The sequence below is a fragment of the Mesobacillus sp. genome, assembly GCF_047739415.1.
Lineage (GTDB): Bacteria > Bacillota > Bacilli > Bacillales > Cytobacillaceae > Mesobacillus.
Genome location: NZ_JBIQOE010000239.1, coordinates 1 through 26,884 on the forward strand (window position 1 = coordinate 1; position 26,884 = coordinate 26,884).

Annotated in this window: 21 protein-coding genes; 19 read left to right on the forward strand and 2 right to left on the reverse strand. The window is 39.4% G+C overall.

Translation table 11 applies throughout. The features are described 5' to 3' along the window. Nucleotides 1-196 precede the first annotated feature (196 nt). From ACH0QE_RS18755 to ACH0QE_RS18830, 16 genes are all read left to right on the forward strand, one after another. On the forward strand, nucleotides 197-1,930 hold the full coding sequence (locus ACH0QE_RS18755) for a cell wall-binding repeat-containing protein (RefSeq protein ID WP_415802004.1): 1,734 nt from the start codon (nucleotides 197-199) through the stop codon (nucleotides 1,928-1,930). Nucleotides 1,931-2,048: 118 nt separating this feature from the next. Continuing rightward, nucleotides 2,049-3,755 carry a cell wall-binding repeat-containing protein gene (locus ACH0QE_RS18760; protein WP_415802005.1) on the forward strand — a complete coding sequence of 569 codons (1,707 nt, stop codon included), beginning with the start codon at nucleotides 2,049-2,051 and terminating at the stop codon, nucleotides 3,753-3,755. A 148-nt stretch (nucleotides 3,756-3,903) separates the two neighbouring features. After that, nucleotides 3,904-6,084 carry a SpoIID/LytB domain-containing protein gene (locus tag ACH0QE_RS18765; RefSeq protein WP_415802006.1) on the forward strand — a complete coding sequence of 727 codons (2,181 nt, stop codon included), beginning with the start codon at nucleotides 3,904-3,906 and terminating at the stop codon, nucleotides 6,082-6,084. A 187-nt stretch (nucleotides 6,085-6,271) separates the two neighbouring features. Beyond that, complete coding sequence (locus ACH0QE_RS18770; RefSeq protein WP_415802007.1) at nucleotides 6,272-7,783, forward strand: cell wall-binding repeat-containing protein; 1,512 nt, start codon at nucleotides 6,272-6,274, stop codon at nucleotides 7,781-7,783. Nucleotides 7,784-8,075: 292 nt separating this feature from the next. Then, complete coding sequence (locus ACH0QE_RS18775; protein WP_415802008.1) at nucleotides 8,076-9,134, forward strand: glycosyltransferase family 4 protein; 1,059 nt, start codon at nucleotides 8,076-8,078, stop codon at nucleotides 9,132-9,134. A gap of 70 nt (nucleotides 9,135-9,204) precedes the next feature. After that, on the forward strand, nucleotides 9,205-10,443 hold the full coding sequence (locus tag ACH0QE_RS18780; RefSeq protein ID WP_415802009.1) for a glycosyltransferase: 1,239 nt from the start codon (nucleotides 9,205-9,207) through the stop codon (nucleotides 10,441-10,443). Beyond that, nucleotides 10,440-11,780: a flippase gene (locus ACH0QE_RS18785; protein WP_415802010.1), complete on the forward strand. Its 1,341-nt coding sequence runs from the start codon at nucleotides 10,440-10,442 to the stop codon at nucleotides 11,778-11,780. The genes ACH0QE_RS18780 and ACH0QE_RS18785 overlap by 4 nt, the downstream gene beginning before the upstream one ends. A gap of 48 nt (nucleotides 11,781-11,828) precedes the next feature. Beyond that, on the forward strand, nucleotides 11,829-12,845 hold the full coding sequence (locus ACH0QE_RS18790) for a Gfo/Idh/MocA family protein (protein ID WP_415802011.1): 1,017 nt from the start codon (nucleotides 11,829-11,831) through the stop codon (nucleotides 12,843-12,845). A 22-nt stretch (nucleotides 12,846-12,867) separates the two neighbouring features. Beyond that, a complete protein-coding gene (locus ACH0QE_RS18795; protein ID WP_415802012.1) occupies nucleotides 12,868-14,202 on the forward strand; it encodes a nucleotide sugar dehydrogenase in 1,335 nt (444 codons plus the stop codon). A 74-nt stretch (nucleotides 14,203-14,276) separates the two neighbouring features. Further along, entirely contained in the window at nucleotides 14,277-15,338 is a 1,062-nt protein-coding gene (gene wecB / locus ACH0QE_RS18800) for a non-hydrolyzing UDP-N-acetylglucosamine 2-epimerase (RefSeq protein WP_415802013.1), read from the forward strand. 5 nt (nucleotides 15,339-15,343) lie between these two features. After that, nucleotides 15,344-16,561 (forward strand): glycosyltransferase family 4 protein, encoded by a 1,218-nt coding sequence (locus ACH0QE_RS18805; protein ID WP_415802014.1) that lies wholly within the window; start codon nucleotides 15,344-15,346, stop codon nucleotides 16,559-16,561. A 16-nt stretch (nucleotides 16,562-16,577) separates the two neighbouring features. Further along, nucleotides 16,578-17,711 (forward strand): glycosyltransferase family 4 protein, encoded by a 1,134-nt coding sequence (locus tag ACH0QE_RS18810; RefSeq protein WP_415802015.1) that lies wholly within the window; start codon nucleotides 16,578-16,580, stop codon nucleotides 17,709-17,711. Nucleotides 17,712-17,730: 19 nt separating this feature from the next. Then, nucleotides 17,731-18,840 carry a DegT/DnrJ/EryC1/StrS family aminotransferase gene (locus ACH0QE_RS18815; RefSeq protein ID WP_415802016.1) on the forward strand — a complete coding sequence of 370 codons (1,110 nt, stop codon included), beginning with the start codon at nucleotides 17,731-17,733 and terminating at the stop codon, nucleotides 18,838-18,840. Between the two features lie 18 nt (nucleotides 18,841-18,858). After that, nucleotides 18,859-19,569 (forward strand): DapH/DapD/GlmU-related protein, encoded by a 711-nt coding sequence (locus tag ACH0QE_RS18820; RefSeq protein WP_415802017.1) that lies wholly within the window; start codon nucleotides 18,859-18,861, stop codon nucleotides 19,567-19,569. An 83-nt stretch (nucleotides 19,570-19,652) separates the two neighbouring features. Beyond that, nucleotides 19,653-21,143: an O-antigen ligase family protein gene (locus ACH0QE_RS18825; RefSeq protein WP_415802018.1), complete on the forward strand. Its 1,491-nt coding sequence runs from the start codon at nucleotides 19,653-19,655 to the stop codon at nucleotides 21,141-21,143. Continuing rightward, entirely contained in the window at nucleotides 21,140-21,814 is a 675-nt protein-coding gene (locus ACH0QE_RS18830; protein WP_415802019.1) for a hypothetical protein, read from the forward strand. Before ACH0QE_RS18825 ends, ACH0QE_RS18830 begins: the two co-directional genes overlap by 4 nt. A gap of 24 nt (nucleotides 21,815-21,838) precedes the next feature. On the opposite strand, the gene ACH0QE_RS18835 is transcribed toward ACH0QE_RS18830, so the two are convergent. Next, a complete protein-coding gene (locus tag ACH0QE_RS18835) occupies nucleotides 21,839-22,864 on the reverse strand; it encodes an LCP family protein (RefSeq protein WP_415802020.1) in 1,026 nt (341 codons plus the stop codon). Nucleotides 22,865-22,960: 96 nt separating this feature from the next. After that, nucleotides 22,961-23,599, reverse strand: a complete 639-nt coding sequence (locus ACH0QE_RS18840) for a YigZ family protein (protein WP_415802021.1) — start codon at nucleotides 23,597-23,599, stop codon at nucleotides 22,961-22,963. 408 nt (nucleotides 23,600-24,007) lie between these two features. On the opposite strand from ACH0QE_RS18840, the gene ACH0QE_RS18845 reads away from it, so the two are divergent. From ACH0QE_RS18845 to sda, 3 genes are all read left to right on the forward strand, one after another. After that, the gene (locus ACH0QE_RS18845; RefSeq protein ID WP_415802022.1) at nucleotides 24,008-25,150 is read left to right on the forward strand and encodes a sensor histidine kinase; all 1,143 of its coding nucleotides are present in this window, start codon (nucleotides 24,008-24,010) and stop codon (nucleotides 25,148-25,150) included. Nucleotides 25,151-25,206: 56 nt separating this feature from the next. After that, nucleotides 25,207-25,890: a response regulator gene (locus ACH0QE_RS18850; protein WP_226678966.1), complete on the forward strand. Its 684-nt coding sequence runs from the start codon at nucleotides 25,207-25,209 to the stop codon at nucleotides 25,888-25,890. Between the two features lie 150 nt (nucleotides 25,891-26,040). Beyond that, the gene (sda, locus tag ACH0QE_RS18855) at nucleotides 26,041-26,202 is read left to right on the forward strand and encodes a sporulation histidine kinase inhibitor Sda (RefSeq protein ID WP_415802023.1); all 162 of its coding nucleotides are present in this window, start codon (nucleotides 26,041-26,043) and stop codon (nucleotides 26,200-26,202) included. Nucleotides 26,203-26,884 lie beyond the last annotated feature (682 nt).

Below are 26,884 nucleotides of genomic sequence, written 5' to 3' on the forward strand. Positions count from 1 at the left end.
TGAGTGAGCGATTGAGCACATCCCTTGTCCGATTTTTATTTTTCTTTAGTTTTTCATATTAATAGTAACTAATTTTCAAAGAACACTATAAGAATCATTAGTACTAGTAAACTCTTTATTCCATACTAAATAGCGAAGAGCCTTTAAACTATATTACTTCATGCAGTTACAACTAGATTTGAAAGGAAGTTTAAAAATGATTCGTAGAGTTCCAAAAATGTTTTTTCTTCTGGTCATTCTCAATCTGTTTTTATTGAAAGATAATATTTTCGGTGAGGAACTACCCGAAAGGATTGATGGGAAAGACCGTTTCGAGGTATCCGTAAAGTTATCACAGAAATGGTCCGGGTCTCAAACAGTAATCCTGGCAAATTATAAAGCTTATGCGGATGCACTTTCTGCAGGACCTTTGGCTTACAAAGAGGATGCCCCTATTCTATTAACTCAAAAGGATAAGTTGACCTCTATCACAAAAGAAGAAATAAAAAGGTTAAAACCAGGAAAGGTGATTATCGTTGGGGGTCCCGGAAGTGTATCTATCAATATTGAGAATGAGCTAAAACTTACCGGTGTTAAAATCATAGAAAGGATGTCTGGCAGGGATCGCTTTCAGGTAGCGGAAAATATAGCATTGAAGCTTAATTCCTGGAATAAAGCAGTGATAGCTTATGGACTGAATTTCCCGGACGCTTTGGCTATTTCCCCGTATGCAGCACGTAATCAATATCCTATCTTGCTTACCAAAACAAATAGTCTTCCTGAGTCAACACACAATCTTATTAAAAATAAGAAAGTGAAGGAGACGATGATTGTGGGGGGAGAAGGCAGTGTAAGTAAGAGTGTTGAAGCTGTTCTCCCAAACCCTTTTAGAATTGGCGGAAAAGACCGGTTCGAAGTTGCGGCAAATATAGCAAATGAATTCTTTCCATTAACAGAAAAGGTATATTTGGCTACCGGTATGTCGTTTGCAGATGCTTTAACTGGATCTGTTTTGGCTGCTAAGCAAAATGCACCTATAATGCTAACAGCTGCTTCCTTTGTTCCCAAAGAAACTTTAGGGTTTTTTGAAGAGCATTTGGTTAAGGAGTATACCATCCTTGGAGGGGAAGGCTCTGTTAGTAGTACCCTTGTTTCAGATATACACTTTTATAAGAATACAACACAGCCAGTTATTTATTTCGTTCCACATGCAGATGATGAGGTACTTACATATGGAATCGATATCGTGAACCAGCTAAATCGCAATCGGGATGTGAAATTGGTACTTCTGACAAAAGGTGACGATTCTACAGTCAGGGATATGCTTAACGGCCATTTTGATCATGAATCCATTTATGGAGTAATGAATTTACGAATAAAGTGCAACTGGCACAATGTGTATCATGATCCGGTTACGGAGCAATTTCTTCATGGTCATATATCAATGGCTGAATTTGGTGATATAAGAGTTGAAGAATACCAAAGAGCAACCGAAGCATTGGGTATTAAGTCAGATAATGCACAGGTAAATATCATTCCGCTTGAAAATTTAACGACAGAGGAGTTAAAAGGAATCTTAAGAAGTTACCTGCATGATTATCCTTTAGCAGATTTTAGGACCATGTCCATGCACGACCTCCATCCACAACATGCTATTATAGGCAAAGCTCTTTGGGAGCTAGAACAATCAGGAGAAGTAAATCCAATTCAGACCAACTATTTTATGTCAGTTTATACAGACCATATGGAAAAAAAGGCTATCGATTTACCTCTCCGAACTCTTAATGTGAATTCACCGGAACTAAATGAGAAAATTGATTTAGCATCTGATATGTATAAGGAATACAATCCGGAACACGGATTTTATGCAAGTGGCTATCACTCAGTGGCAAGGCAGTTTAATCTAATAAAAAGTAATAGATATATTAGGATTCACCATTTAAGAGAATAATTCATTTTTTCACTTTTTTCAGGGTACTAATTTATAAATTTAATAATAGTATTAAACTATTTTAATAGTTTCCGATTAAATAGGTAACAAGCGTTAAAAAACTTAGAGGGAGTGCATCATGAAAAAATTTGTTTCAGGATTGATAGTAGGATTACTTTTATTGTTTTCCTTTCCATTAATGAATGGTGAAGCGGAAGCAATTTCTGCAAGGATGGATGGAAAGGACAGATTCGAAGTAGCAATAAATGTTTCTAAGGAAGGTTGGCAAGGTGGAGCCCCCGTCGTGCTGCTGGCTAATTACAAAGCTTTTGCGGATGCATTAGCAGGCTCACCTCTTGCATATCAGGAAAATGGCCCTATTTTATTAACGGCACCTGATAAACTGGATGAGAGGATTCTAGCAGAAATCAGGAGATTACAACCTCAAAAAATCATACTTATTGGCGGTGAAGGAAGTATTTCACCAAAAATACAAGAAGTCCTGCAGTTGAGTGGGTTTAATAATATTGAGAGAATTGCAGGAAAAGACCGTTTTGAGGTTGCGTATAATATAGCGACAAAATTAAGACCTACTGATAAAGCGATTATCGCAAATGGATTGAATTTTCCTGACGCTCTGGCCATTGCTCCATATGCAGCGAAAAATGGATATCCAATTTTGCTGACCCAGAGTAATAGATTGCCAGATAAGATAAAGGAAGCTATAGGCAGTCTCAATATTAGACAAACAGTAATATCTGGTGGCGAAGCTAGTGTTGGAAAAGAAGTGGCAGGACTACTACCAGGTGTGACAAGAATTGGCGGGCGGGACCGCTTTGAAGTTTCCGCAAACATTGTAAATCAGTTATCACCTAATCCCGGGAAAATGTTTCTAGCTACAGGTATGAGTTTTGCGGACGCATTAACTGGGTCAGTACTTGCTGCCAAGCAAGGAGCTCCAATGTTACTGACACATCCCAAAATCATTCCAACTTCTGTGCAGGTAGCCATACAACATCATCAGGTTAGTGACTTTGTAATCTTAGGAGGAACAGCGTCTGTTCCTGATCACACCTTTTTGCAGCTAACAGGACAAGCACCGAAGCTACCTTTAGAGGGTAAAACGATTATCCTTGATCCGGGTCATGGAGGAAGTGACCCAGGCGCTGTGAAAAATGGATACCATGAAAAAACGCTTAACAATCAGTTTACTGAAAAATTGACTTCAAAGTTAACTAGCTTTGGGGCAAATGTTTTATATACAAGACAGCCGGGACAAGATATATTCTTAGACTTGCCTGAGAGAGCGGCTATTGCAAATAGTTCAAATGCAGATTTGTTCATTAGTATCCATCATGATTCAAATCTTTCTTCAACACCTAGGGGATTAAGTACTCACTATAGTTCATACCGTCCTGCTATTGAAACGGAAAATGTTTACGTTCTTTCAGGCGGGGTGAAGTATCCATTCGTTCGTGAAGATACTGAACAGAAGGTTTTTATTGTAAAAAGTGGCTCAGTAGAAAAGTCTCTTAGTTATCAAGGGAATAATATAGCTTTTGACCCTACACCGTCCAAGGAAGCAGTAGACAGTAAATCTCTTGCAGAAAAATTTGCGAAGGCACTTGTTTATCCAGGTATAGGTATTACTACTACTTACTCATCCACGGGATCCAAGGATCATAACCTTTTTGTGACACGATGGACAAAAATGCCGTCAGTGCTAATTGAATTAGGATTTATATCTAATCCTTACGAAATTAAGTTGCTGGCTAATGAAGATATCCAAAATAAGAGGGCAGAGGCGTTGGCCAATAGTATTAAAGATTTTTATACTGGAAACTAATTTTTCTTTGTTAACAAATTTCACCAAAATACTTTTGCCCCATTTACTAATTTTACAAATTTTGATAGATTTAATGTTAAAGTAGAAATTTGTAGATTAGGAGGGACATTTGCATAATTTTGTTTTTAACATCCAGGGAGGGTAAAAAGTGGAAAAAAGAAAGTTTTCCTTCATTCTTGTCATAGCCATTTGTTTTTCAATGTTACCAATTGCACCTTTTGCGGAGGCTTCTACAATATCTGTGAAACTAAGCAATTATATCGGTAATTCTCATTCAATCAATGTTTCAACAGTAGGTGACTACAAACTTGCGAATGGGAATATTAGAATGTCTGGGAGTGACCGATTTGAAGTTGCTAATAATGTTGCTTCTAGTGGATGGAGCCAATCGGATACTATAATACTTGTAAACTATAAGGCATTTGCAGATGCCTTAGCTGCAACTCCGTTTGCTTACTACAAGAATGCACCTATCCTTCTGACTTTACCCGATCGCTTAGAAAATAAAACATTACAAAAGATAAAAGAGTTACGACCAAAGACTGTATATATCGTGGGTGGTAACGCGAGTGTCACGCCAAATGTAGCGGCTGAGCTTCAAAAGCTTATTCCTGAGGTAAAAAGAATCGATGGGCGCGATAGATTCGAAGTTGCAAATAAACTGGCAGCTGAGATTCCTAATAACGGAAAAGCAGTAATTGCTAATGGATTGGTCTTTGCCGATGCATTGTCTATTGCCCCTTATGCTGCAAGAAATGGTTATCCAATCTTGCTTACAGCAAAGGGCTTTCTTCCTGAATACACAAAGAATTCACTCCAAGGGAGACAGAGTACTTTAATTGTGGGAGGTCCAGGAAGTGTAAGTGAAAGTGTTGCGAGCAGTTTGCCAGCTCCAAGGAGGATTGGCGGGGCAGATCGTTTTGAGGTATCAGCTAACATTGTGAGAGAATTAGGCCTATCTGCGGAAACAGCATTTCTTTCAACCGGTTTGACTTTTGCCGATGCGTTGACTGGATCCGTACTTGCGGCAAAGCAAGAGGCACCTTTGCTATTGACTAGGCCAGACAGACTGCCTGCACCTATCAGTACGATTATAGCAGAGAAGAATTCTTCTAGTTTCACAGTTCTTGGAGGTCCTGCTTCTGTAAATGAATCTGTAGTTGCAAGTCTTCCAAACGAAGTAAAATTAGCCGCAGGAGAAGCATATTCAGTAAAAAATGAGAGTAATAGATTAGCCTTATATAAGGGATCACAGAAAGTAAAGGATTTCGGTTCAGGAGACTTTGCTTTAATTCCTGCAAGCTACAGCACCAATAATAGAATAAAAATCAATAACAAACCATATCTCGGTAAAATGGAGTTCTACCTTGAAAATGGTTATGTCAGACCAGTTAACCGCGACATTCCTTTTGAGGACTATTTAAAAGGAGTCGTTCCTCATGAGATGCCTGCAGGTTGGGAAATGGAAGCACTTAAGGCTCAGGCGGTTGCTGCACGTACGTATTCAATCAATTCTATTGGTAAGGTTGTTGCGGATACACAAGGCTTCCAAGTATATGGTGGAGCAACATGGATTGATGGTTATTGGGAACAAAGAACAAACCAGGCTGTTCATGAAACTGCGGGTAAAGTATTGAGATTCAACGGTAGGCCGATTTCAGCTGTATTCTCATCCAGTAATGGGGGATACATTGAGTCGAATGCTAATGAGTGGGGAACTACACTTGTTCCATATTTGAATTCAAAAATAGATCAATTTGATCCACAAATTAGCTGGGCAATTCCAATGAAGAAGACCCAAGTCGATATGGAGCCATATAAAAATAATCTAATGAATCCAGGGCATTGGTGGGGAGCTATCAGAGAGGCTGACACCAGTGTAACAAGCAATATCAAAAACTGGTTATATAAGAATGGTTATGCAAATACAGAAATCAAAATTGTATCAATTAACGATTTCAGGATAGCTCCTGAAAGGACATCAGGCAACAGGAGCTTAAATGCTACGTTGGACATTGATTTCTTTGTGAGGTATCCGGCAACAAATACTTATAAATATAATGATGCAAAAGAGATTGACCGAATTAATCTCCAACAGACTATGAGCATTGGAGCCTTTAGATCATTATTTGGCACAAGTGTGTTTAAGAGCCATCTTCTTGACCCAGTGGAGTATAATGCTGAAAACGACATCTTAACAATTAAAGGTAAGGGTTACGGCCATGGCGTCGGAATGAGCCAGTATGGGGCTAAAAGCATGGCAGCTTCTGGTAAGCGATATGAGGAAATACTTAATCATTACTATCCAGGAACAGTGTTAGGTAATTAAAAAGGTACTAAAGACAGGATTGCCTTGTGCGATCCTGTTTTTTTATCGGATCAAAAGGTAAGGACCTATTAATTGAGGGCGTATACTGGTCCATATCTACTAATTTGCAATTTCTTTGGAAAAAATATAGAAATTTGTCGATTCTCTCCGATAAAATAAGAGAGACAACAACTAGGGAGGCAAAAAAATGAAAAAAGTCTTTGTGACTTTTCTGTTGGTTTCTGCTTTTTGGATTATGGCTGTTTTTCCGGCGTCGGCAGAGGGTTACACAACTAGGATTGGCGGGAAGGATCGGTTTGAGGTTGCGGTGAATGTATCAAAACAAGGATGGTCATCTGCTAATACAGTTATTTTGGCGAATTATGACGCATATGCAGATGCTTTGGCTGCGGCGCCATTGTCATATAGATATAACGCGCCTATTTTATTGACCCAGCCAGGTGTTTTGACAGCGGCAACAAAAGCAGAGATTGATAGATTGAATGCTACCTCTGTGATTGCTGTGGGTGGCCCAGCTAGTATTTCAGATAGCGTCTTGACAGAAATCAGTAACATGGGAATAAAAGTAGAGCGAATTTCAGGGTCAAATCGATTTGAAGTTGCTAACAATATTGCTTTACGTCTTGGCCAAAGCAGTAAAGTAATTTTGGCGTATGGTCTTAATTTTCCTGATGCTTTAGCAATTGCTCCGTATGCAGCGAGAAATGGATATCCAATTTTACTGACTAATACACACACCATGACACAGGGTACTAGAAATATTATTACCCAGTGGGGAGTTAATGAAACCATTATTGTTGGCGGAGAAGGCAGTATTTCTCGGGAGATTGCGAATAGTGTTCCGAATCCAAGTAGAATTGATGGAAGAAATCGTTTTGAGGTCGCATCTAATATCGCGAATAAATATTTTAGCACCCGTGCTCAAGCCTCGGTAGCAACAGGCATGAACTTTGCGGATGCTTTAACAGGTTCAGCCCTTGCTGCAAAGAGAAATGAGCCGATTTTGCTTACAAGTTCAACATCCATCCCAAATGAAACGAGAAACGCTATTATAAATAATGGTTATCAAAGTTTCTTTATTTTTGGAGGGCCTGCATCGGTTTCGGATGGTATTTATAATTCACTGGCTGTATCAATTGTAGGTAAAACGATTATGATTGACGCGGGCCATGGTGGTTCCGATCCAGGTGCAAGTGGAACTACAAGCGGTGGTACGAAGTTGGTTGAAAAAGAATTGGTGCTGGATATGTCGAAAAGAATTCAATCAAGGTTGACCAGTTCAATGTCCAAGGTATTAATGACAAGAACTGGTGATTCCTATCCTACTTTAAATGAGCGGGTCGCTCAGGCAAACCGTTCAGGCGCTGATATTTTTGTCAGTATGCATGTGAATTCCTACTCTACTTCGTCTCCTCATGGAACTGAGACTTGGTGGAACGGGACATATGAATCGGCTGACAGCAAGCTTTTGGCAGAAGAGATACAAAAGGAGCTTATCGCAACTCTTGGTACTTATGATCGCGGTGTAAAACATGGGGATTTCAGAGTTATAAAAGATACAAAAATACCGAGTGTATTAGTTGAGATAGCCTTTGTAACAAATAAAGGTGATGCAGACTTATTGGCGGACCCGACTTTCAGGCAGAAAGCTGCTGATGCAGTATATAGAGGCATTATTAATTATTTCAATAAACAATAAAACTTATCCCTATTGGATTTAATCCGATAGGGTTTCCTTTTATTACAACGGTTTATATGGCATCTAATTATGGAAAATAAAAATAATTGACAATAGGCTCATGTGGGATAAGAATAGAGGGGAAATATAAATGTTTCATCACGTGAAAAAAAGGAAAAACAATAACAAGGATATGACAAGCCCTGAAATAAATGTAACCAAAAATTAACGGATAAAAAATTGAATAATAGTTGGATTATGGTACACTTAGTGAGGGTTTGAATTTACCTTTTTTAACAGAGGAGAAGTCTATATGACTGTTCAATTAATTGCAGCTTTCTTTGTTTCGTTTCTTACTGTTTTGGTCCTTACGCCATTAGTTATAAAATTCGCGCACAAGATTGGTGCGACTGATAAACCCAATCATCGAAAAGTCCATGCAAAAGTAATGCCGCGTCTTGGAGGACTTGCGATTTTCCTTGGAGTAGTTGCTGGATTTTTTGCAGCTGGACTCCATGATGAAAAACTGACTGGCATATCCATTGGCGCAGTATTAATTATCATCCTGGGTATTCTTGATGATAAATATGAATTATCAGCAAAGGTAAAACTTGCAGGCCAGATTGCCGCTGCTGGGATTGTTGTAAGTACAGGATTGACCATTGATTTCATTAGTATACCTTTTATGGCAAAATTTAATCTTGGTATATGGGCTATACCCGTAACGATTTTCTGGATTGTTGCCATTACAAACGCAATAAATCTCATTGATGGCCTTGATGGGCTGGCTGCAGGTATATCTTCAATCGGGATTGCCACGATCGCCTTCATGGCTGGTATGGCAGGGAAGGAGCTTATTTTAGCTCTTGCTTTGATTTTATTGGGCAGTACAATTGCCTTTCTGTTCTACAACTTCCATCCGGCTAAAATTTTCATGGGCGATACCGGTGCATTATTTTTAGGATATTCTATTGGTATCCTTTCTCTGCTTGGCCTATACAAGAGTGTTACATTATTTAGCTTTATTGTGCCAATAATAATATTAGGAGTTCCAATCTTTGATACAACTTATGCGATTATTCGCAGGGTTGTGAACAAGAAGCCGATCGGAGCACCAGACAAAAGCCACTTGCATCATCGGATATTGGCTATCGGTCTTTCGCATCGAAACACCGTTTTAGTTATTTACGCATTAGGAATTCTTTTTAGTGTAGCCGCTATAGTCTTCGAAACCTCTACACTATGGGGTTCTCTCCTTATCGTCTTTGGTTTGCTCTTGCTTTTCCAGATCATTGCAGAAGTAATTGGTTTAGTGAATGAGCGTCATAAACCACTAATCAAGATGTATCGAAAAGTAACTGGGAAACAGTAAAACGGAAAACCGTTTGTGGCAAAGCTTACAAACGGTTTTTCAAATCTTCTTTTGATTTGAGTGATGATTAATGCAAAAGGAATTAGTTTTGATAACAAATCGATATCCATTTTATCCAGGTGAGGAATTTTTAAAACTTGAATTGGAATTTTTATGTGAAAAGTTTCGCAAAGTACATATTATACCGGTAAACAGTGTGGATCATTCGAGACAGAGAGAGTTGCCAGAGAATGCTCAAACCCATTTAGTACCGGTTTTTCAAAAAAAGAACGCTGTTTCTTATAAGATGAAAGCTATGCTTGATGGACAAGGCCGAAAATGGTTTCTTGCAGAAAGTAGCAGAGCTAAGCAGTTTGGAATTAAAGGCGTTGGAAAGCTGCTGTCCTGGACTGCCAATGGTATTCATCTTCGGAATTACATACAAGAAAAAATTATTATGGAGCAAGAGGCGACACAATTTGTGGTTTACTCCTACTGGTTATCGCTTTCGCCTGGAATAGCTTTATTAAAGGAGCGTTATCGAGACCTTTATGCCATTTCCAGAGGTCATGGTGGTGACATCTATGATTATCGTCACAGTCCTCCTTATTTGCCATATAAGCACAAGGTGATCAACCAGCTGGATAAAATATTCCTGATTTCTCAAAACGGTGTTGACTACCTGGAGGGACAATCTGGCGGAAAAATCTCAAATATTGAAGTTGCACGGTTGGGAACGAGCAAGCCAGAAGGAGTGTCACGTGGCTCTTCTGATGGAGTTTTCAGGATTGTTAGCTGTTCCTATGTAGTACCTGTAAAACGTCTGGAACTCCTAGTTAAAAGTCTTGCTGAGTGCAAGTCAAGAATCCACTGGACTCATATTGGAGGAGGGCCAGGCCTAAATGATTTGGAAGGTCTAGCTAAAGAACTCCCTCAAAATATTACATATGAGTTCACAGGAAATATGGCAAATGATGAAATCGTTCCTTATTACCTGGACAACCCGGTAGATCTTTTCATAAATGTCAGCGCCAGTGAAGGTATTCCTGTTTCAATAATGGAAGCATTTAGCTGTGGCATCCCCGCAATTGCTACAGATGTGGGAGGTACTGGTGAACTAGTGGATGAAACTAACGGGACGTTAATTCCCAGTGCTTTCGAAATTGATGTGCTCGCGAAACTTCTCGACGAGCACACACGTCTACCATTAAGTAAAAGGGAAGTTTTAAGGGATGCTGCTTTCAAGACTTGGGATGAAAAATATAATGCAGAAAAGAATTATTCCGAGTTTGCAGGAAAAATTTCAGATGATGGTGGAAGAGGTTCATGACAAAGCCAAACAGTTTTTTGAAGAATAGTTTTATTACTCTTGTTCGCCAATTTACAAGCATTGTGATTGGAACGCTTTTAATCATCATCATCGCCCGGATGCTGGGACCAGAACTTCAAGGGGAATATGCATTAATCATAAACTTTCCCACCATCCTGATGATGTTCATTAATTTAGGGATGAACATTTCAACGGTCTATTATGTTAGCAGGCAGGAGATCGACCCGGGTGAGAGTTTCTTCAACAACTTGATTATTGGGGTAGTTCTAAGCTTGATTGGTGTCATCGCAGGCTTTATTGCCATCTATTTCTTTGGTGACTTACTGTTTAAAGACATTGATGATCACTCTTATGTGTACTTTATCCTGATTGCGATTCCTTTTATGTTGTTGAACACGTTTTTTCAAACTATATTCCAGGGAATCCAGGATTTCAAAGTATTCAATACAATCTTAGTTGTAACTCAGATTACGAATCTTTTACTTGTTTTGGTCTTAATTGTTTTATTCGATTTTGGCCTTATGGGAGCATTGATTGCATTTATAAGTGGTCACGCGTTAACGCTTCTATTCATTCTCGTATTCAGTGTGAAAAGATTTAATTTGACCCGGGAGAATATGAGAGTAAATATTCCATATTTACGTAAGTCCTTCCGCTATGGGTTTAAGTCTTATATGAGCAACCTGGTAACCTTTATGAATTACCGGATTAATATATATTTGCTTGGTTTTTTTGTTGGTAATACGGCAGTTGGACTTTATTTTACAGCATTGACCCTCGGGGAAAAGCTTTCGGTCTTTACTCAGTCAATCTCTTCGGTCTTGTTACCGAGGATCGCATCCATGGGTACGGAGGAAGAACGGAATCATCTGACATCCATTGTTAGCAGGTTCACTCTCGTCTTCATGCTGGTTTTTGCAGTGGTTATTTTCTTTATTATTGATTTTTTAGCGCCAGTTTTAGGGAATCAATATAAAGAGACACCGTTTTTCTTAAAAATCCTTCTTCCTGGGATATCTTTGCTCGCTGTAGAAAAGATATTATCAAATGATATAGCAGCAAGAGGAAAGCCGGAAATCAATATGTACGTTTCCATTTTCAATGTGATTTTCAGCACCATTTTAAATGTTATCTTAATACCTATGTACGGGGCAACAGGTGCAGCCGTCGCTACCTCTATATCGTATAGTCTGAGTTTTATTATCAAGGCTGTCTTATTCAAGAGTGTAACAGGAGAAGCTTTTACTAAGTTCCTCTTATTTAAGAGGGAAGATCTAGCGTTAATAAAGAGATTGTTATTGAGACAAAAGTTTTTCAAAAAGTTAATTAGGAGTTAACAGGTTAATCTACCTGACTTCTAAATACATTGTGAAGGAGATAGAATCATGGTTAATTTCGCGATAGTTGGCTGCGGCCATATTGCCAGAAAGCATGCGGAGGCAATCACTAAAGCAGAAGGTGCGAACTTTGTTGCGGTGTGTGATACAGACCCTTCTAAGATGGAACCATTTATCGAGGAATATAATGTTAAAGGTTACACACAACTTTCAGAGCTGTTGAAAAATGACGAAGTAGATGTTATCAACATCTGTACTCCAAGTGGATTCCACGCAAACATCGCAGTTGAATCGGCAATTGCCAAAAAGCATATCGTTGTCGAGAAGCCGATTGCGATGACTCTTGAAGACACTGATGCAATCATTAATGCATGTAAGGAAAACGGTGTGAAGTTGTCGGTAGTACATCCAAATCGATTCCGTCCGGTAATGATTGAGCTAAAGAAGGCGATGAATGAACAAAAGCTGGGAAAACTAAGCCATGCCAATGCAACGGTAAGATGGAACCGTAATGATGAATACTATAACCAGGCCCCATGGCGCGGAACGAAAGAATTCGATGGTGGTGTATTGATGAACCAGGCGATCCACAATCTCGATTTGATCCTCTGGCTAATGGGAGATGTTGAAGAGGTATACAGTATGGAAGCTACAAGGCTTCGCAATATTGAATCAGAGGATGTATCGACTGGTGTCATCCGTTTTAAAAATGGTGCTTTGGGTATAGTAGAGGCAGCCACTACGATTTATCCGTCTAATCTTGAAGAAACAATCAGCGTTTTCGGTGAAACAGGCACGATAAAAGTTGGCGGCAAAACAGCTAGCCTTGTCGAACATTGGAATGTTCAGGATATGACAGATGAAGCTGTGAATGATATTGTAGAAACTGTAAAAAATGACCCTATAGGGAAACCTGGGCATCAGTGCATAATTGAAGACATGGTTGAGGCGATTAAAGAGGATAGAGAGCCAATAGTAACCGGCCTTGATGGTAGAAAAGCGCTTGAGCTGGTAAGGGCATTTTATGAGTCAGCAAGTTCTAATAAACCTGTTAAAATAAATTAATGAGAAGAATGAGGGATTAACGATGAGCGAACAAGTACAATTAAGCCAAATCGGCCAGGAACTTCTTGAAAAAATTACGAATAGAACCGCTACAATCGGTGTAGTAGGCCTGGGGTATGTTGGCCTTCCTCTAGCTGTAGAAAAAGCGAAGGCGGGATACCAGGTAATCGGCTTTGATGTCCAGCAAAAAAGAGCTGACATGGTTAATCAAGGGATTAACTATATTGGAGATGTCGTCGACGAAGAGTTAAAAGAAATTGTACAGGAAAAAAAGCTATTTGCTACGATTGATTACTCGAAAATCCAGGAAGTTGACGCGGTAGCCATTTGCGTTCCAACTCCACTTGATACTTACCAGCAGCCTGATACTTCTTATGTAGAGAGTTCAGGAAAGGAAATCGCCAAATACCTTCATAAAGGTATGCTAATTGTACTGGAGAGCACTACTTATCCAGGTACGACGGAAGAGGTTTTGAAGCCGATTCTCGAAAGCAGCGGTTTGAAGTGTGGAGAAGATTTCTTCCTTGCCTATTCACCGGAGCGTGTAGATCCAGGAAACAAGCATTACAATACGAAAAATACACCAAAGGTTGTTGGTGGTATTACACCTGCTTGTACGGCTATTGCTTCAGAAATGTATAAGAGTGTTCTTGAAGGAGATGTACATCAAGTTTCAAGTCCTGCAGTTGCTGAAATGGAAAAAATCCTTGAAAACACATTCCGCCATATTAACATTGCACTGGCTAATGAAATGGCGATTCTTTGCAACAAGATGGGCATTGACGTTTGGGAAGTAATCGATGCAGCAGCTACAAAGCCATATGGGTTTATGCCATTCTATCCAGGACCAGGTCTAGGCGGACACTGTATTCCGATCGACCCATTCTATCTTACATGGAAAGCAAGAGAGTACAACTATCATACTCGTTTAATTGAGCTTGCTGGTGAAATCAATAATGGAATGCCTGAGTTTGTTGTCAATAAAGCGATGTATGCGCTAAATGGTGAAGGTAAAGCATTAAGAGGATCTAAAATAGCTATTCTTGGTGTTGCTTATAAGAAGGATATTGATGATGTCCGCGAATCTCCAGTTCTTCCAATCATCGAAACGCTTAGAAATGAGGGAGCAGAGCTGATGGTATGCGATCCTCACGTTAAATCCTTCCGTTCATGTGACATCTTTGTTGAGACAGTAGAGCTTTCCCAACAAGTCCTTGAAGAAGCAGATCTCGTATTGCTGACAACAGATCACACTGCATTTGATTATGAGATGATCGGCCAATATAGCAAAGTACTTTTTGATACAAGAAACGCAATGAAAAATCATCAAAAGCCAGAGAAATACATTAAGCTATAAACTAAATTGGATAAGTAGCATAGAGAACATTCTATGCTACTTCTTCATATGTCTTAAAGCAAAGGGGATTCTTTATGAAGTTTTTGACCGTGATTGGAGCAAGACCTCAATTTATTAAAGCTGCTCCTGTATCAAGAGAGCTTAGAAAATTACATACGGAAATATATGTCCATACGGGCCAGCATTATGATAAAAACATGAGTGATATCTTCTTTGATGAGTTGAATATTCCTAAGCCAGATTATCATTTGAATGTCGGCTCTTCTTCTCATGGAAAACAGACAGCGGATATGCTGGAAGGTATCGAAAAGATTATTTTCGAAGAAAAGCCGGACTACCTGCTTGTTTACGGTGATACAAACTCCACAATCGCGGGTGCTATGGCAGCGGCAAAGTTGCATATCCCTGTCATCCATATTGAAGCTGGATTAAGAAGCTTTAACAAAAGGATGCCTGAGGAGATTAATCGGATTATGACCGATCATATTTCTGAATACTTATTCTGTCCTACAGATACAGCAGTGAAAAACCTGGAAAAAGAGAATGTGACCAGAAACGTATTCAATGTTGGGGATGTTATGTATGACGCAGTCCTTTATAACCGTAATCTATCCGAAGAGAGGTCAACGATATTGACTGACCATGGACTGGAGCAAGGCGGATATTATTTAATTACTGTCCATCGCGCTGAAAATACGGATGACCCAGTCAATATTAAAAACATTATCGAAGCATTTTCTAAAATTGAAGGGAAAAAGGTATGGCCGATCCATCCTCGTACCAGAAATATTTTAAGTGGGATGGGAATCGACCTCGCCTCCGTACCTGATTTACAAGTGATTGACCCGGTCGGATACCTTGATATCCTATCGCTCGAAAGCAACGCGAAGAAAATCATAACAGATTCCGGGGGAATGCAAAAGGAAGCTTATTTCCTTGAAATCCCGTGTGTTACTTTACGTGAACAGACAGAATGGGTCGAAACACTTCAGGATGAGGCAAATATTCTTACAGGTACAGATGTGGATCAAATATTGGATGCCATCCAAAAAGAGGTTCGCCCTGCGTACAAGGACTATTTTGGAGATGGACAAGCATCAGCTAAACTAGTTCAGCATTTCAACAAAGAGGTTTAAACAATATGAGAATTACTTTTATAAGTGAGAATTTCCCGCCTGATACTGGGGCTCCACAAATACGTTTATATGAAGTGAGCAGAGAATTGATTAAGCGGGGTTATGAAGTCGAGGTTCTGACAGCATTTCCTCACCATCCCGAGGGAATCATCCCTGAAGAATACAAAGGGGAATTTTATCAATTCGAACTTCTAGATGGGATTCCCGTGCATAGAAGCTGGATTTACCCAAGTGAAAAGGGGAGTTTTTGGAAAAGGTTGATTTCTTACTTTTCTTTTACATTCAGTGCCTTTTATTCAGTGTTTAAGTCTCAAAAGGCAGATGTAATTGTCTGCACATCGCCCCCCTTATTTGTAGGAATAACCGGTTATTTTGCAGCCAAATTTAAAAGAGCTAAGTTTGTGTTCAATGTTGCCGACATTTGGCCCGAATCTGCAGTAGAACTGGGTATATTAAAAAACAAGGCATTTATCAGAATGGCAGAAGTCCTTGAAAACTGGCTATACAAAAAATCTTGGAAAATTGCCACGGCCACTGAAGGAATCCTAGAGTACATGGTGAAAAAGGGGAAGGAACGGGAAAATGTATTCCTCCTGCCGAATGGGGTTAACACAGAGACATTTTCACCGAGGGAAGTCAACGAAAAGTGGCTTGAAAAATTGGGGTTTTCAGGCAAGAAGGTGTTTACCTTTGCTGGAAGGGTTGGTTATGCCCAGGGACTTGACTCAGTCTTAAAAGCCGCAAAGATTGTGGAAGGGCAAAATCCGGATGTGAGATTTCTAATCATTGGCGATGGGCCGGAAAAAGAGACACTCATAAAGCTGAAAGATGATTTAAAGCTTACCAACCTGTTTTTCCATGATTCAGTTCCGGTAACAGAAATGCCAAATATCTTTTCAATCACTGATTTTTCTGTTGTGTCCTTAAGGAACATTGAGTTGTTTAAAGGGGCACGCCCGTCAAAAATCTTCCCGGCACTAGCAAGCGGTGTCCCTGTTTTATATTGCGGCGTTGGAGAAAGTGCTGAATTGATTGCGAATAACCATAGTGGAATTATTGCAGAACCTGAGAATCCGGATGATATCGCCAGTAAAATTTTAGAATGTGCTGCGATGGATGAACATGAGTATAAGCAATATTCACAGTCTGGAAGGAAGTTTGTTGAAGAGTCTTTTTCCTGGAAATCAATTGTAGATGACTTGTTAAAAAATATTCAGGACTAACTAAGGTAGTGAAAAAATGAAAGTATGCCATTTAACATCGGTACACTCTGCAACTGATACGAGAATTTTTATCAAAGAATGCCAGTCATTGCAGAAGGCAGGTCATGAAGTCTATTATGTGGTACCCAATGTGGAGGATTACGAGAAGGCTGGGGTTAGGATCCGCGGTGTCCAATCTGCTGCAAAGGGTCAGCTAGACCGAATGAGGAATACGACAAAACAAGTGTATATAAAAGCGCTTGAGATTGATGCGGATGTTTATCATTTTCATGACCCTGAGTTGATGCCAATTGGATTGAAGCTGAAGGCAAAAGGGAAGAAAGTGATTTACGACGTCCATGAGGATGTTCCAGAACAGGTCTTATCTAAGCAGTGGATACCAAAGCCATTACGCAAGTTCATTTCAATGCTGGTCAAAAATTACGAGCGGTACGCTTCGAAGAAATTCGATGCAATCTCAACGGCAACTCCAACCATAGCGGAGCGATTCAAGGGTTATAACGAAAATACAATAATCATTCACAATTATCCTCTTTTAGACGAACTTTCGTCGGATTATAATGACAAAGTAGTAAAGTCTGAAAACACCGCACTCTACATCGGAGGTATCTATGTCTTAAGAGGGATTAAAGAAATGGTACAGGCAATTGAAAAGCTTAATGAAAAGATACCATGTACCTTTGTACTTGCTGGATCATTTGCACCGCCAGCATTGGAAAATGAAGTGAGAAGCATGAATGGCTTCAAATATACCGATTTTAAAGGTTTTCTTGATAGGGATGGAGTTAAGAAGGCATTGGCGGAAGCTGATATGGGACTTGTCCTATTGCATCCAGAACCGAGGTTTATTGTGTCTTTACCAATCAAGATGTTTGAATACATGTCTGCAGGCGTCCCAGTGATTGCTTCAAATTTTCCTATATGGCAGGAAATAGTGGAAAACAATAATTGTGGCATCTGTGTTGACCCGTTGAACGTCAACGAGATTGCTGATGCAATGAAGTGGATTCTGGAAAACCCAGAGGAAGCGGCCCAAATGGGCAGAAATGGCCGTCATGCTGTTGAAACCATTTATAACTGGGAAGCAGAGAGTAAAAAGCTCGTTGAAGTATATCAAAAGCTTGAAGGCAGTTTAGCTGCTTCATATTAAATGAAAAGAGGTTAATAAGATGAACGTACCAATGCTTGACTTGTCAGAACAATATCAAACGCTTAAAGGCGAAATTATGGAGGCTTTGGATGATGTGATGTCAAAGTCCCATTTCATTCTTGGAGCCAATGTTAAGAAATTGGAAAGTGACGTAGCGGAGTACAGTGGCGTATCACACGGAATTGGTGTAGCGAACGGAAGTGACGCTCTTCATATATCTTTACAGGCTTGTGGAGTTACACAAGGAGATGAAGTAATCGTTCCATCTTTCACATTTTTCGCAACTGCTGGTGCTGTCGCTAGAGCGGGAGGCACTCCTGTATTTGTTGATATTGACCCAAAAACTTTCAATATCGATCCAAAGAAAATCGAAGCTGCTATTACGGAAAAAACGAAGGCCATCGTTCCTGTGCACCTTTATGGGCAAATGGCTGATATGGATGCGATTGTAGAAATAGCTGAGAAGCATAACCTTGCTGTTATCGAAGATGCTGCCCAGGCGATTGGCTCTCTTTATAAGGGAAAAAAGGTTGGGGAACTGGGAACAACAGCCTGCTATAGCTTCTTCCCTACAAAAAACCTTGGAGCATACGGCGATGCTGGAATGATCGTGACAAAAGACGATGAAATTGCTGAGAGAATGCGTGTTATTCGTGTACATGGCAGCAAGCCAAAATACTACCATCATGTACTTGGCTATAACAGCCGTCTTGACGAACTTCAGGCTGCAATTCTTAATGTTAAATTCCCGCATTTAGACGACTGGGGCAAGCTACGCCGTGAAAAGGCAGAAAACTATACCAAATTATTAAATGAAGCAGTGAAGGATATTGTGACTCCGTTTATCGAAGAGCACAACTATCACGTATTCCATCAGTATACCATCCGTGTTCAGAAGAGGGACGAGCTTCAAGCTTTCCTGAAGGAAAATGGAGTAAGCACGATGATTTACTATCCAAAACCATTGCACCTTCAGCCTGTTTTTGAAGATTTGGGATACAAAGAAGGCGACCTTCCTGAAACAGAAAAGGCTTGCGCAGAAGCTTTATCACTGCCAATGTTCCCAGAGCTGACGTTGGAACAACAGGAATATGTAGTAAGCAAGATTGCTGAATTTTATTCAAAATAAGGGATAGGGAGGATTTATATGAATACTCCAAAAATGGGGAATAACGTAGTAATCGGAGAAAGTGTCACTTTTGGTGAAAGTGTCAACATAGGACATAATGTTATCATTTATGATGGTGTTAAAATTGGCGACAATGTCCTGATCCAGGATAATGTAGTGCTTGGTAAGCAGCCAAGCAGAGCCAAAAATTCCATCTTGCCTGATGTCAAACAGCTGCCGCCAACTATCATTGGCTCAGGCTGCACAATTGGTACATCTTCTATTATTTACGCTAATGCAGAACTGGCTGATGATGTATTTGTAGCTGACCTTGCTACGATTCGTGAAAGAGTAACAATAGGTGAAAAGACAATCGTTGGCCGCGGTGTGGCAGTAGAGAACGATTGCAAGGTTGGCGTAAAGTGTAAGCTTGAAACGAACTGCTACATCACTGCATACTCTGAGCTTGGTGATTATGTATTTGTAGCTCCGGGTGTAGTGACAACAAATGATAACTATATGGCTCGTTCAGCTGAGAGATACGACAAATTCAAAGGCATTACGATTAAAAATGGCGGACGTATTGGTGCTAACACGACTACACTTCCAGGTATCACTATTGAGGAAGATGGAGCTGTTGGTGCTGGAAGCATCGTCACAAAAGATGTAAAACAGGAAGAGCTAGTTGTAGGAACTCCTGCAAAAGTCATCCGTAAAGTTCCAGAAAACCAATTGCTTAGAAATCAATAACTATTCATTCAGGGGGTTGGTGTTTTACACCAGCCTCCTGTACAATGTAATAGGAAATAAAACTAGGTTGAAAGGTGAAAAGGATGCAGAACATACATAATCTCAAACTTATCCAGCAAATTATAGCGGCCTTTTTGATTTCAATCCTTATGGGTTGGGTTATTGTAAATGCTTTATCTATATTTTTTATTTTTGGTGCTGCAGTCACAACTCTATTCCTTCTCCTAATTCTGGTATTCGCATTCAGGAAACTATGGTTGAGGTATGGCTTAAGTAAATTGCTGCTCTATGCATTTATTGTCGCTTCCTTTATAGGACCTGGTCTTATATCCCTCAAAGTAGGCCCCATTTCATTATTTCCATACCGATTGTTGTTGCCTGTTGCCATATTAATTTATCTATATTACTGGATAAATAATAAAAGGATATCACTTTACGGCGAAGAACCTGTGAAGCCAGTTTTAATATTTTTATTTGCCTGGATTGGATTTGCCTTATTATCTCTATTATGGGCCCAATCAATAACAGATGGTGTTAAAGATATATTCTTTTTATCATCGGGTATTTTCTTTATCTTTTTGTTTATAACATCATTTAACAAAAGAGAAGATTACTCTGCATTGTTCTACACTTGGGTAATAGTCATGATGTTTATGCTTGCTATTGGCTATTGGAACTATTTAACTAAACAACAGTTGCCTGTCTCCCGTCTTGCTAGCATGGGGGCTTATGTTCAACACAGGCCAACTGCTGTATTTGCAAATGAAAATGATTATGCCAGCTACCTGGCTTTAAGTTTCTTTTTTGCCTTTGCTGTATTTCATAGATATAAACCAGGCAAGTTAAACGCCGTACCAATACTGATTAGGATGACAGCAGGCTTTTTGGTTCTATCGGCTATATTTCAAATCTATGTTAGTGAATCCCGTGCTAATTTGCTTTCGGTATTTATAGGCCTGGTGTTCTGGTTCCTGTTTTATACAAGCTTAAAGGAAAAAAGGTATATAGTGCTGCTGGGAATTTTATCAGGTATCCTTGTTATGATATTATTTCCTGAAAAAATAGTCAGTATTTTTAATACAGTTGGAAATCAAATAATGAGTGCATTCGTTCCATCTAATAATGCAGAAGCATCGACGGATATCCGAATTAATCTGTTAAAAAATGCCCTGATATTTATAACTGGATCCTTTGGGATGGGAATAGGAGCGGGAAATGTTGAATATTATATGGAGCATTATGCTGAACTTCCAACAGCAGGAATCGTGAATATGCATAACTGGTGGGCTGAAATTTTTGTTCACTATGGAATTTTTATCTTTATTGGTTATGTGATTCTTTATTTATGGTTAATTTTCAGCTTAATGAAACTTTATCGTATTTCTTCTGCTAACTGGAAGGATAAAATGGTTGTACAGGCATTGAGTACAAGCCTGATCGCTTTTTCTTTAGCAAGCATTAGTCCAAGTTCATTTATGACTCTAAACTATTCTTGGATTTTGATTGCTTTCACTATTGGCTACATCAATTTTCGTTATAAAACCAAGGATGAATTGAAGGAGATAAAAGAATGAATGACCTATTGAGAAGAATTATGAATCGTGCAAAGAAATTAGCTGTATTATTGTTATTGATTCCGATCCTTACTGCAGGGGCAGCATATTTTATGGCAAAACAAATTCCAGTAACATATATAGCTAAGGCTGAAATTATGTTGGGGAATTTCGAGAATACATTCCGAACTAATCCGAATGTCATGAAAAAATACATTAGATCCTCAGAATTCATCAAGAAAATTAATGATGACTACAGCTTAGACCTTGATGTTGGGCAAGTTAAATCCAGATTTACTGTTAATGCACTGGTACCTGAAGGTGTTTTAGAGTTAAGCTATAGAGGCACTGGCCAGGAGGATTCAATTGAAGCTTTAGATAAATTAATTGATGGTATCCTAAGCGAAAGTTCAGAAAGATTTGAAGAAAAGAAAACTGAATTGGAAACTCGAATGAAAAAAATTGAGGCAGAAGAAACTCAAGAAGAAGCGATTGCGAAAGAAGCTGAACTGCATGACCTGCAAGAGGACTATGATAACTTACAAAACTCGTTTGTCTTAGAAGAGGTGATTGTGGGGACAAGCAATGCTGTTTCTCCTGTTCAAAGAGCCATTTTAGGATTCTTGATTGGTATCATCTTTAGTGTCTTTGTTTTACTACTGCCAGAATTATTTAGAGATGAGAAAAAATAAGCTGCCAATTAGGGCAGCTTATTTTTAATACTCATTATTCTCGGTATTTGTTTCACTTTCCACCGTTGTTGACAATTCTAAGTGACTTTTAAGTTCTGATGTCACTTCCTCAAGATTGTCAGGGTCAACGCCAAAATAATACACATTATTAATGTAATTATCATATCCCTTTAACTCCAGTTGTTCGATTGATGAGGAGTTAAAATCGGGATACTTCTTTCTGAATGCAAGAGCTTCGTTTACTCGCATGTTTGTTTCTATGTTATTGCCAATTTCTGATGCGATATCGTCAATTTTTAACAAGGTTTTAGGAGATGATAACTTTTCGATGACTCCCGTTACAATTTGGCGCTGACGCTCGTTACGCCCAAAATCGCCTCGTGGATCCTGTTTTCTCATACGGGCATAAACTAAAGCTTCTTCTCCACTTAGCTTTTGGGTACCCTCATAGAAGTAAAAGCGATCCCAATTCCGGTTGATATCATTAAAGTCGAATGGAACGTCAACTGTTACGCCACCAACAGAATCTATGATATTAGTAAATCCCTTAAAGTTAACTGTTGCATAATAATCAATAGGAATATCGAGGAACTCCTCGATTGTTTCAATCACTTTCTCTTTTCCTCCTATCGAATAGGAGTGATTAATTTTATCTTCCTTGTAACCCGGTATGTTCACTAAAGTATCCCGGGGGATGCTGAGTAGCTTCATAGATTGTTGGTCAGGGTTGAAGGTCGCAACCATAATCGTATCCGATCTTCCGTTGTCATTTTCATCAGAATAATCTTCGATACCTAGCAGGAGAACAGAGACAGGGTCGCTGGAAATATAAACGGGCTCTTCGCGGAGAGCGGATTTTTCCTCCCGTCCTTCAAGTTCTTCATATGAGTTTTTTGCTACAGCATAAGTCTGAAATAACAGGTATCCAGAAATGCTGATTAATGAGACAAAAGTCAATATAAGAAAAAGTAAGAGGTTGCGTCTTTTGCGTCTTTTCTTTTTATATGCTTTAGCACTCCGATTCATTGGAGCCTGATTTTGGGAGTTCATAGATAACATCCTTTATATAAATCGATTAATCTTGCAATACTTAATTATAATATATGGGGTCGCTTTTTTTAATACCATCTTTGAAAAATACAAATATTACATGGTTATCTCATTTTCCATATACACAACCTCGCCAGTCCGAATCTCTGACTGACCACTCGTCATCTCAATCATCCACTCTTTAAAAGCCTCTGTTTGAGCTTCTTCAACATAAGTCTCGATTTCCACTTTATCTAGGTAATGAATTTCCTTTAACTGATAAACAGAAGACCGTAATTCATTTTCGATTTTTCCAAGCCAGGTGTAATTAACGGTGGTATGCATAACACGCATCAGCTTGCGTTCAACAATGCCAGTCGCCGCTAGTCCCTCAGACGTCGCCTTTCCATAAGCACGTATTAAGCCTCCTGCGCCAAGCTTGGTCCCTCCGAAGTAGCGGGTGATGACTACGACAGTATCTTTAAGATGCTTTTTCTTTAAAACTTCCAAGATTGGTACACCTGCTGTACCGCTTGGTTCTCCATCATCATTTGCCTTTTGTATGTGGTCGTTCTCACCAATCATATAAGCTGAACAATTATGAGTCGCATTCCAGTGCTGTTTTTTAATTTTCTGGATAAATTCCTGTGCTTCTACCTCAGTTTCTGCTCTCTCTATATATGCAATGAATCGTGATTTCTGAATCTCGATTTCATGTTCTCCGTATCCTTTTACTGTATAGTAACTTGGCAGCAATTCTTTCTCCCCCTCTAGCGAAAAATTTCCCAACTCCATCTATTAAATCTTCGACATCGTTTTTATGTTCGACAATAGTACTTAGTGCTACAATTCATTATAAGTTGACGGTAATCGAGGGACAATGGTGTCTTATGATTGTAATATAACTTTAATACTGTAAATGTGTTTGAATGTTATAATAGTTAGTGGTCTGACAAGACCTAATTTGTTTTTGGAAAAATGTTTTTATTTTAAAATTGGAGTTTAACTCCTAAAATAATAGGATATAAGACTTAGAATAAAAAATCAATTCTGTGTCTTTATATCGATTTTCAGCAAAATTGGCATGATTTTCTTGTTGAAAATTAGTAACAAATTAGTTTTCAAGTTAAAATATCTTTAGTGCCACCCGTGGGGGAGTTTTACATGGCGATTAAAAAATTCGACACGAAAGCCCTCGATCTGATTTTAGAAAAAATGATCGAAACCGTTGGAGACAGCAAAGACGAAATCTTCCGAATAGGCGAACAGTGCCGGACAGATTATGAATCTATCACCGACGAATTAAGAGAGATTAAAAGAAAGGTCGCGCAAATCATCAATGATGGCGACAAGCTGGATGCTCAGGTAAGGAGGGCGAGGCTGCGGCTATCGGAAGTCAGTAAGCATTTCAAGGATTATTCCGAAGCTCAGGTTCGCGAGGCATATGAAGTGGCACATAAGCTTCAGATGGATCTGACAATGAACAGGCAATCGGAAAAGCAGCTGCGGGAAAAGCGGGATGACCTGGAGCGTAGGTTGGTTGGTCTGAATGAAACGATAGAACGTGCCGACCATCTCGTTTCGCAGATTAGCGTTGTCATGAATTACATGATGAGTGACATCCGAGAAATGGGAGAAGCTCTTGAAACCGCAAAGCAGAAGCAGGATTTCGGCCTGAGAATTATTGAGGCCCAGGAAGATGAGCGGAAAAGGCTGTCCCGAGAAATTCATGATGGTCCTGCACAAATGATGGCAAACGTCATGATGCGTTCCGATTTGATTGAAAGAGTATATAAGGAGCGAGGAGCGGAGGAGGCAATCCAGGAAATCAGGAGCATGAAAAAGATGGTTCGTTCTGCATTGTATGAGGTCCGAAGAATCATTTATGATTTGAGGCCAATGGCTCTTGACGATCTAGGCCTGGTTCCTACCCTCAAAAAATATCTGCAGACAATCGAAGAGTATCATATGACTACTAGAATCCAGTTCACTAATATCGGTGATGACAGAAGACTGCCATCAAATTATGAAGTTGCCTTGTTCCGGATCATCCAGGAATCGGTACAGAATGCGCTGAAGCATGCGGACGCCATGACGGTTCAAGTTAAGCTTGAAATCAAGCAGGACCATATCATGGCTGTAATAAAGGATGATGGTAAAGGCTTTGATATTAATGAAAGCAAACCAGAATCTTTTGGTCTTCTTGGAATTAGAGAAAGAGTCGAATTGCTGGAAGGTGAGCTGACGATTCACTCAAAAATGGGCACTGGAACGTTGGTCATCATCCAAATTCCGATGAATTTATAGAAATATAAAAAATAGATAGATAAAAAGAGATAGAAGCCGTAAGGGAGGCGAATGCTATGACAACAAAGATTGTCATTATTGACGACCATCAACTTTTCAGAGAAGGGGTAAAACGGATCCTTGATTTTGAACCATCATTCGAAGTGGTTGCAGAAGGAGACGACGGCAGTGAAGCCATCGAGCTTGTGGAGAAGTACCAGCCTGATGTCATTATTATGGATATCAATATGCCTAACACAAACGGTGTGGAAGCAACATCTGGACTGATTGAACAGTATCCTGAATCAAAAGTCATCATCCTATCCATCCACGATGACGAAAACTATGTCACACACGCCCTTAAAACAGGAGCAACAGGCTATCTATTGAAAGAAATGGATGCTGATGCATTGGTTGAAGCGGTTAAAGTCGTGGCAGATGGCGGATCTTACTTGCATCCACGAGTTACGCACAATCTGGTAAAAGAATACCGTCGATTATCCGCTGATGAAGGCGGATCAGATAAGTACATATCCCCGGTTGAAATTCGCCGGCCACTTCACCTGCTGACACGCCGCGAATGCGAAGTCCTCCAACTACTTGCAGACGGTAAGAGCAACAGAGGCATTGGTGAAGCATTGTTCATCAGTGAAAAGACAGTCAAGAACCACGTAAGTAACATTTTGCAAAAAATGAATGTTAACGATCGTACCCAGGCAGTGGTCGTAGCGATCAAGAATGGCTGGGTTGAAGTGAGATAATCTTAAGGAAACCACATTTGTCGAATCGACAGATGTGGTTTTTTGTCGATTGCTGTATAAAACTGTTGGAATAATACGACAGAAAATCCCCTATACTTTTACAAAAACTTAATAATATCCGATATAATTAGGGAAACGAATAAAGAAAGGGTGGTCACAATTTCTTTACTTTGGGAACTCTCAGATGAAAAATTAATCGAAGCATACCAACAGGCTACTCTGTTGAATTTAGATAAAAATTTTATTGAAATGCTAATAGAAGAAATAGATACCAGAGGGCTTGAGGTTAGGTTCAATTCATATGTCTCTTAAATTTGTAACGCTGCGCAACCGATTGCCAGCGTTTTTTTTTTTTCAGATTTCGCTATGTCACACAGAAAAGATCTATAAGATCGAAATGAGGTGTGGATTTTAAAAAAGGGGGACATAGAAAAGGTCTATAAGCCTGTATTGAGGTTAGGACATTTAAAAGGTCGAATAGAAAGATTCTATAAGCCCAAAATGATTTGCGGATTTATAAAAGGTCACATAGGAAATTTCTATAAGCCCGAAATGATTTGTGGATCGATAAAAGGTCACATAGGGCAGTTCTATAAGCCCAAAATTGGCTGTAGATTCTTAAAAGGTCACATAGGACAGTTCTATAAGCCCGAAATTGGCTGTAGCTCCAAAAAAGGTCAAATAGAAAAGATCTATAAGCCCGAATTGAGGCGTAGCTCCCAAAAGGGGGTCACATAGGAAGATTCTATAAGCCCAAAATAAGGGGTAGCTCCAAAAAGGGTCACATAGAAACGAAATGAGGAATGGAATCCGCCTTATCACCAGTTCCCGCATTTCCAAACCCCTTTATTAAAATAGTTTTCCTGAAAGAATGCATTTTACATTAAGTTCATATAAAATGGGATTGTACAAACTGTAGAGAAAAACATAAGGATGGTAATATAACAATGAAAACGGCAGTTATCACGGATAGCACTGCGTACATCCCGAAGGA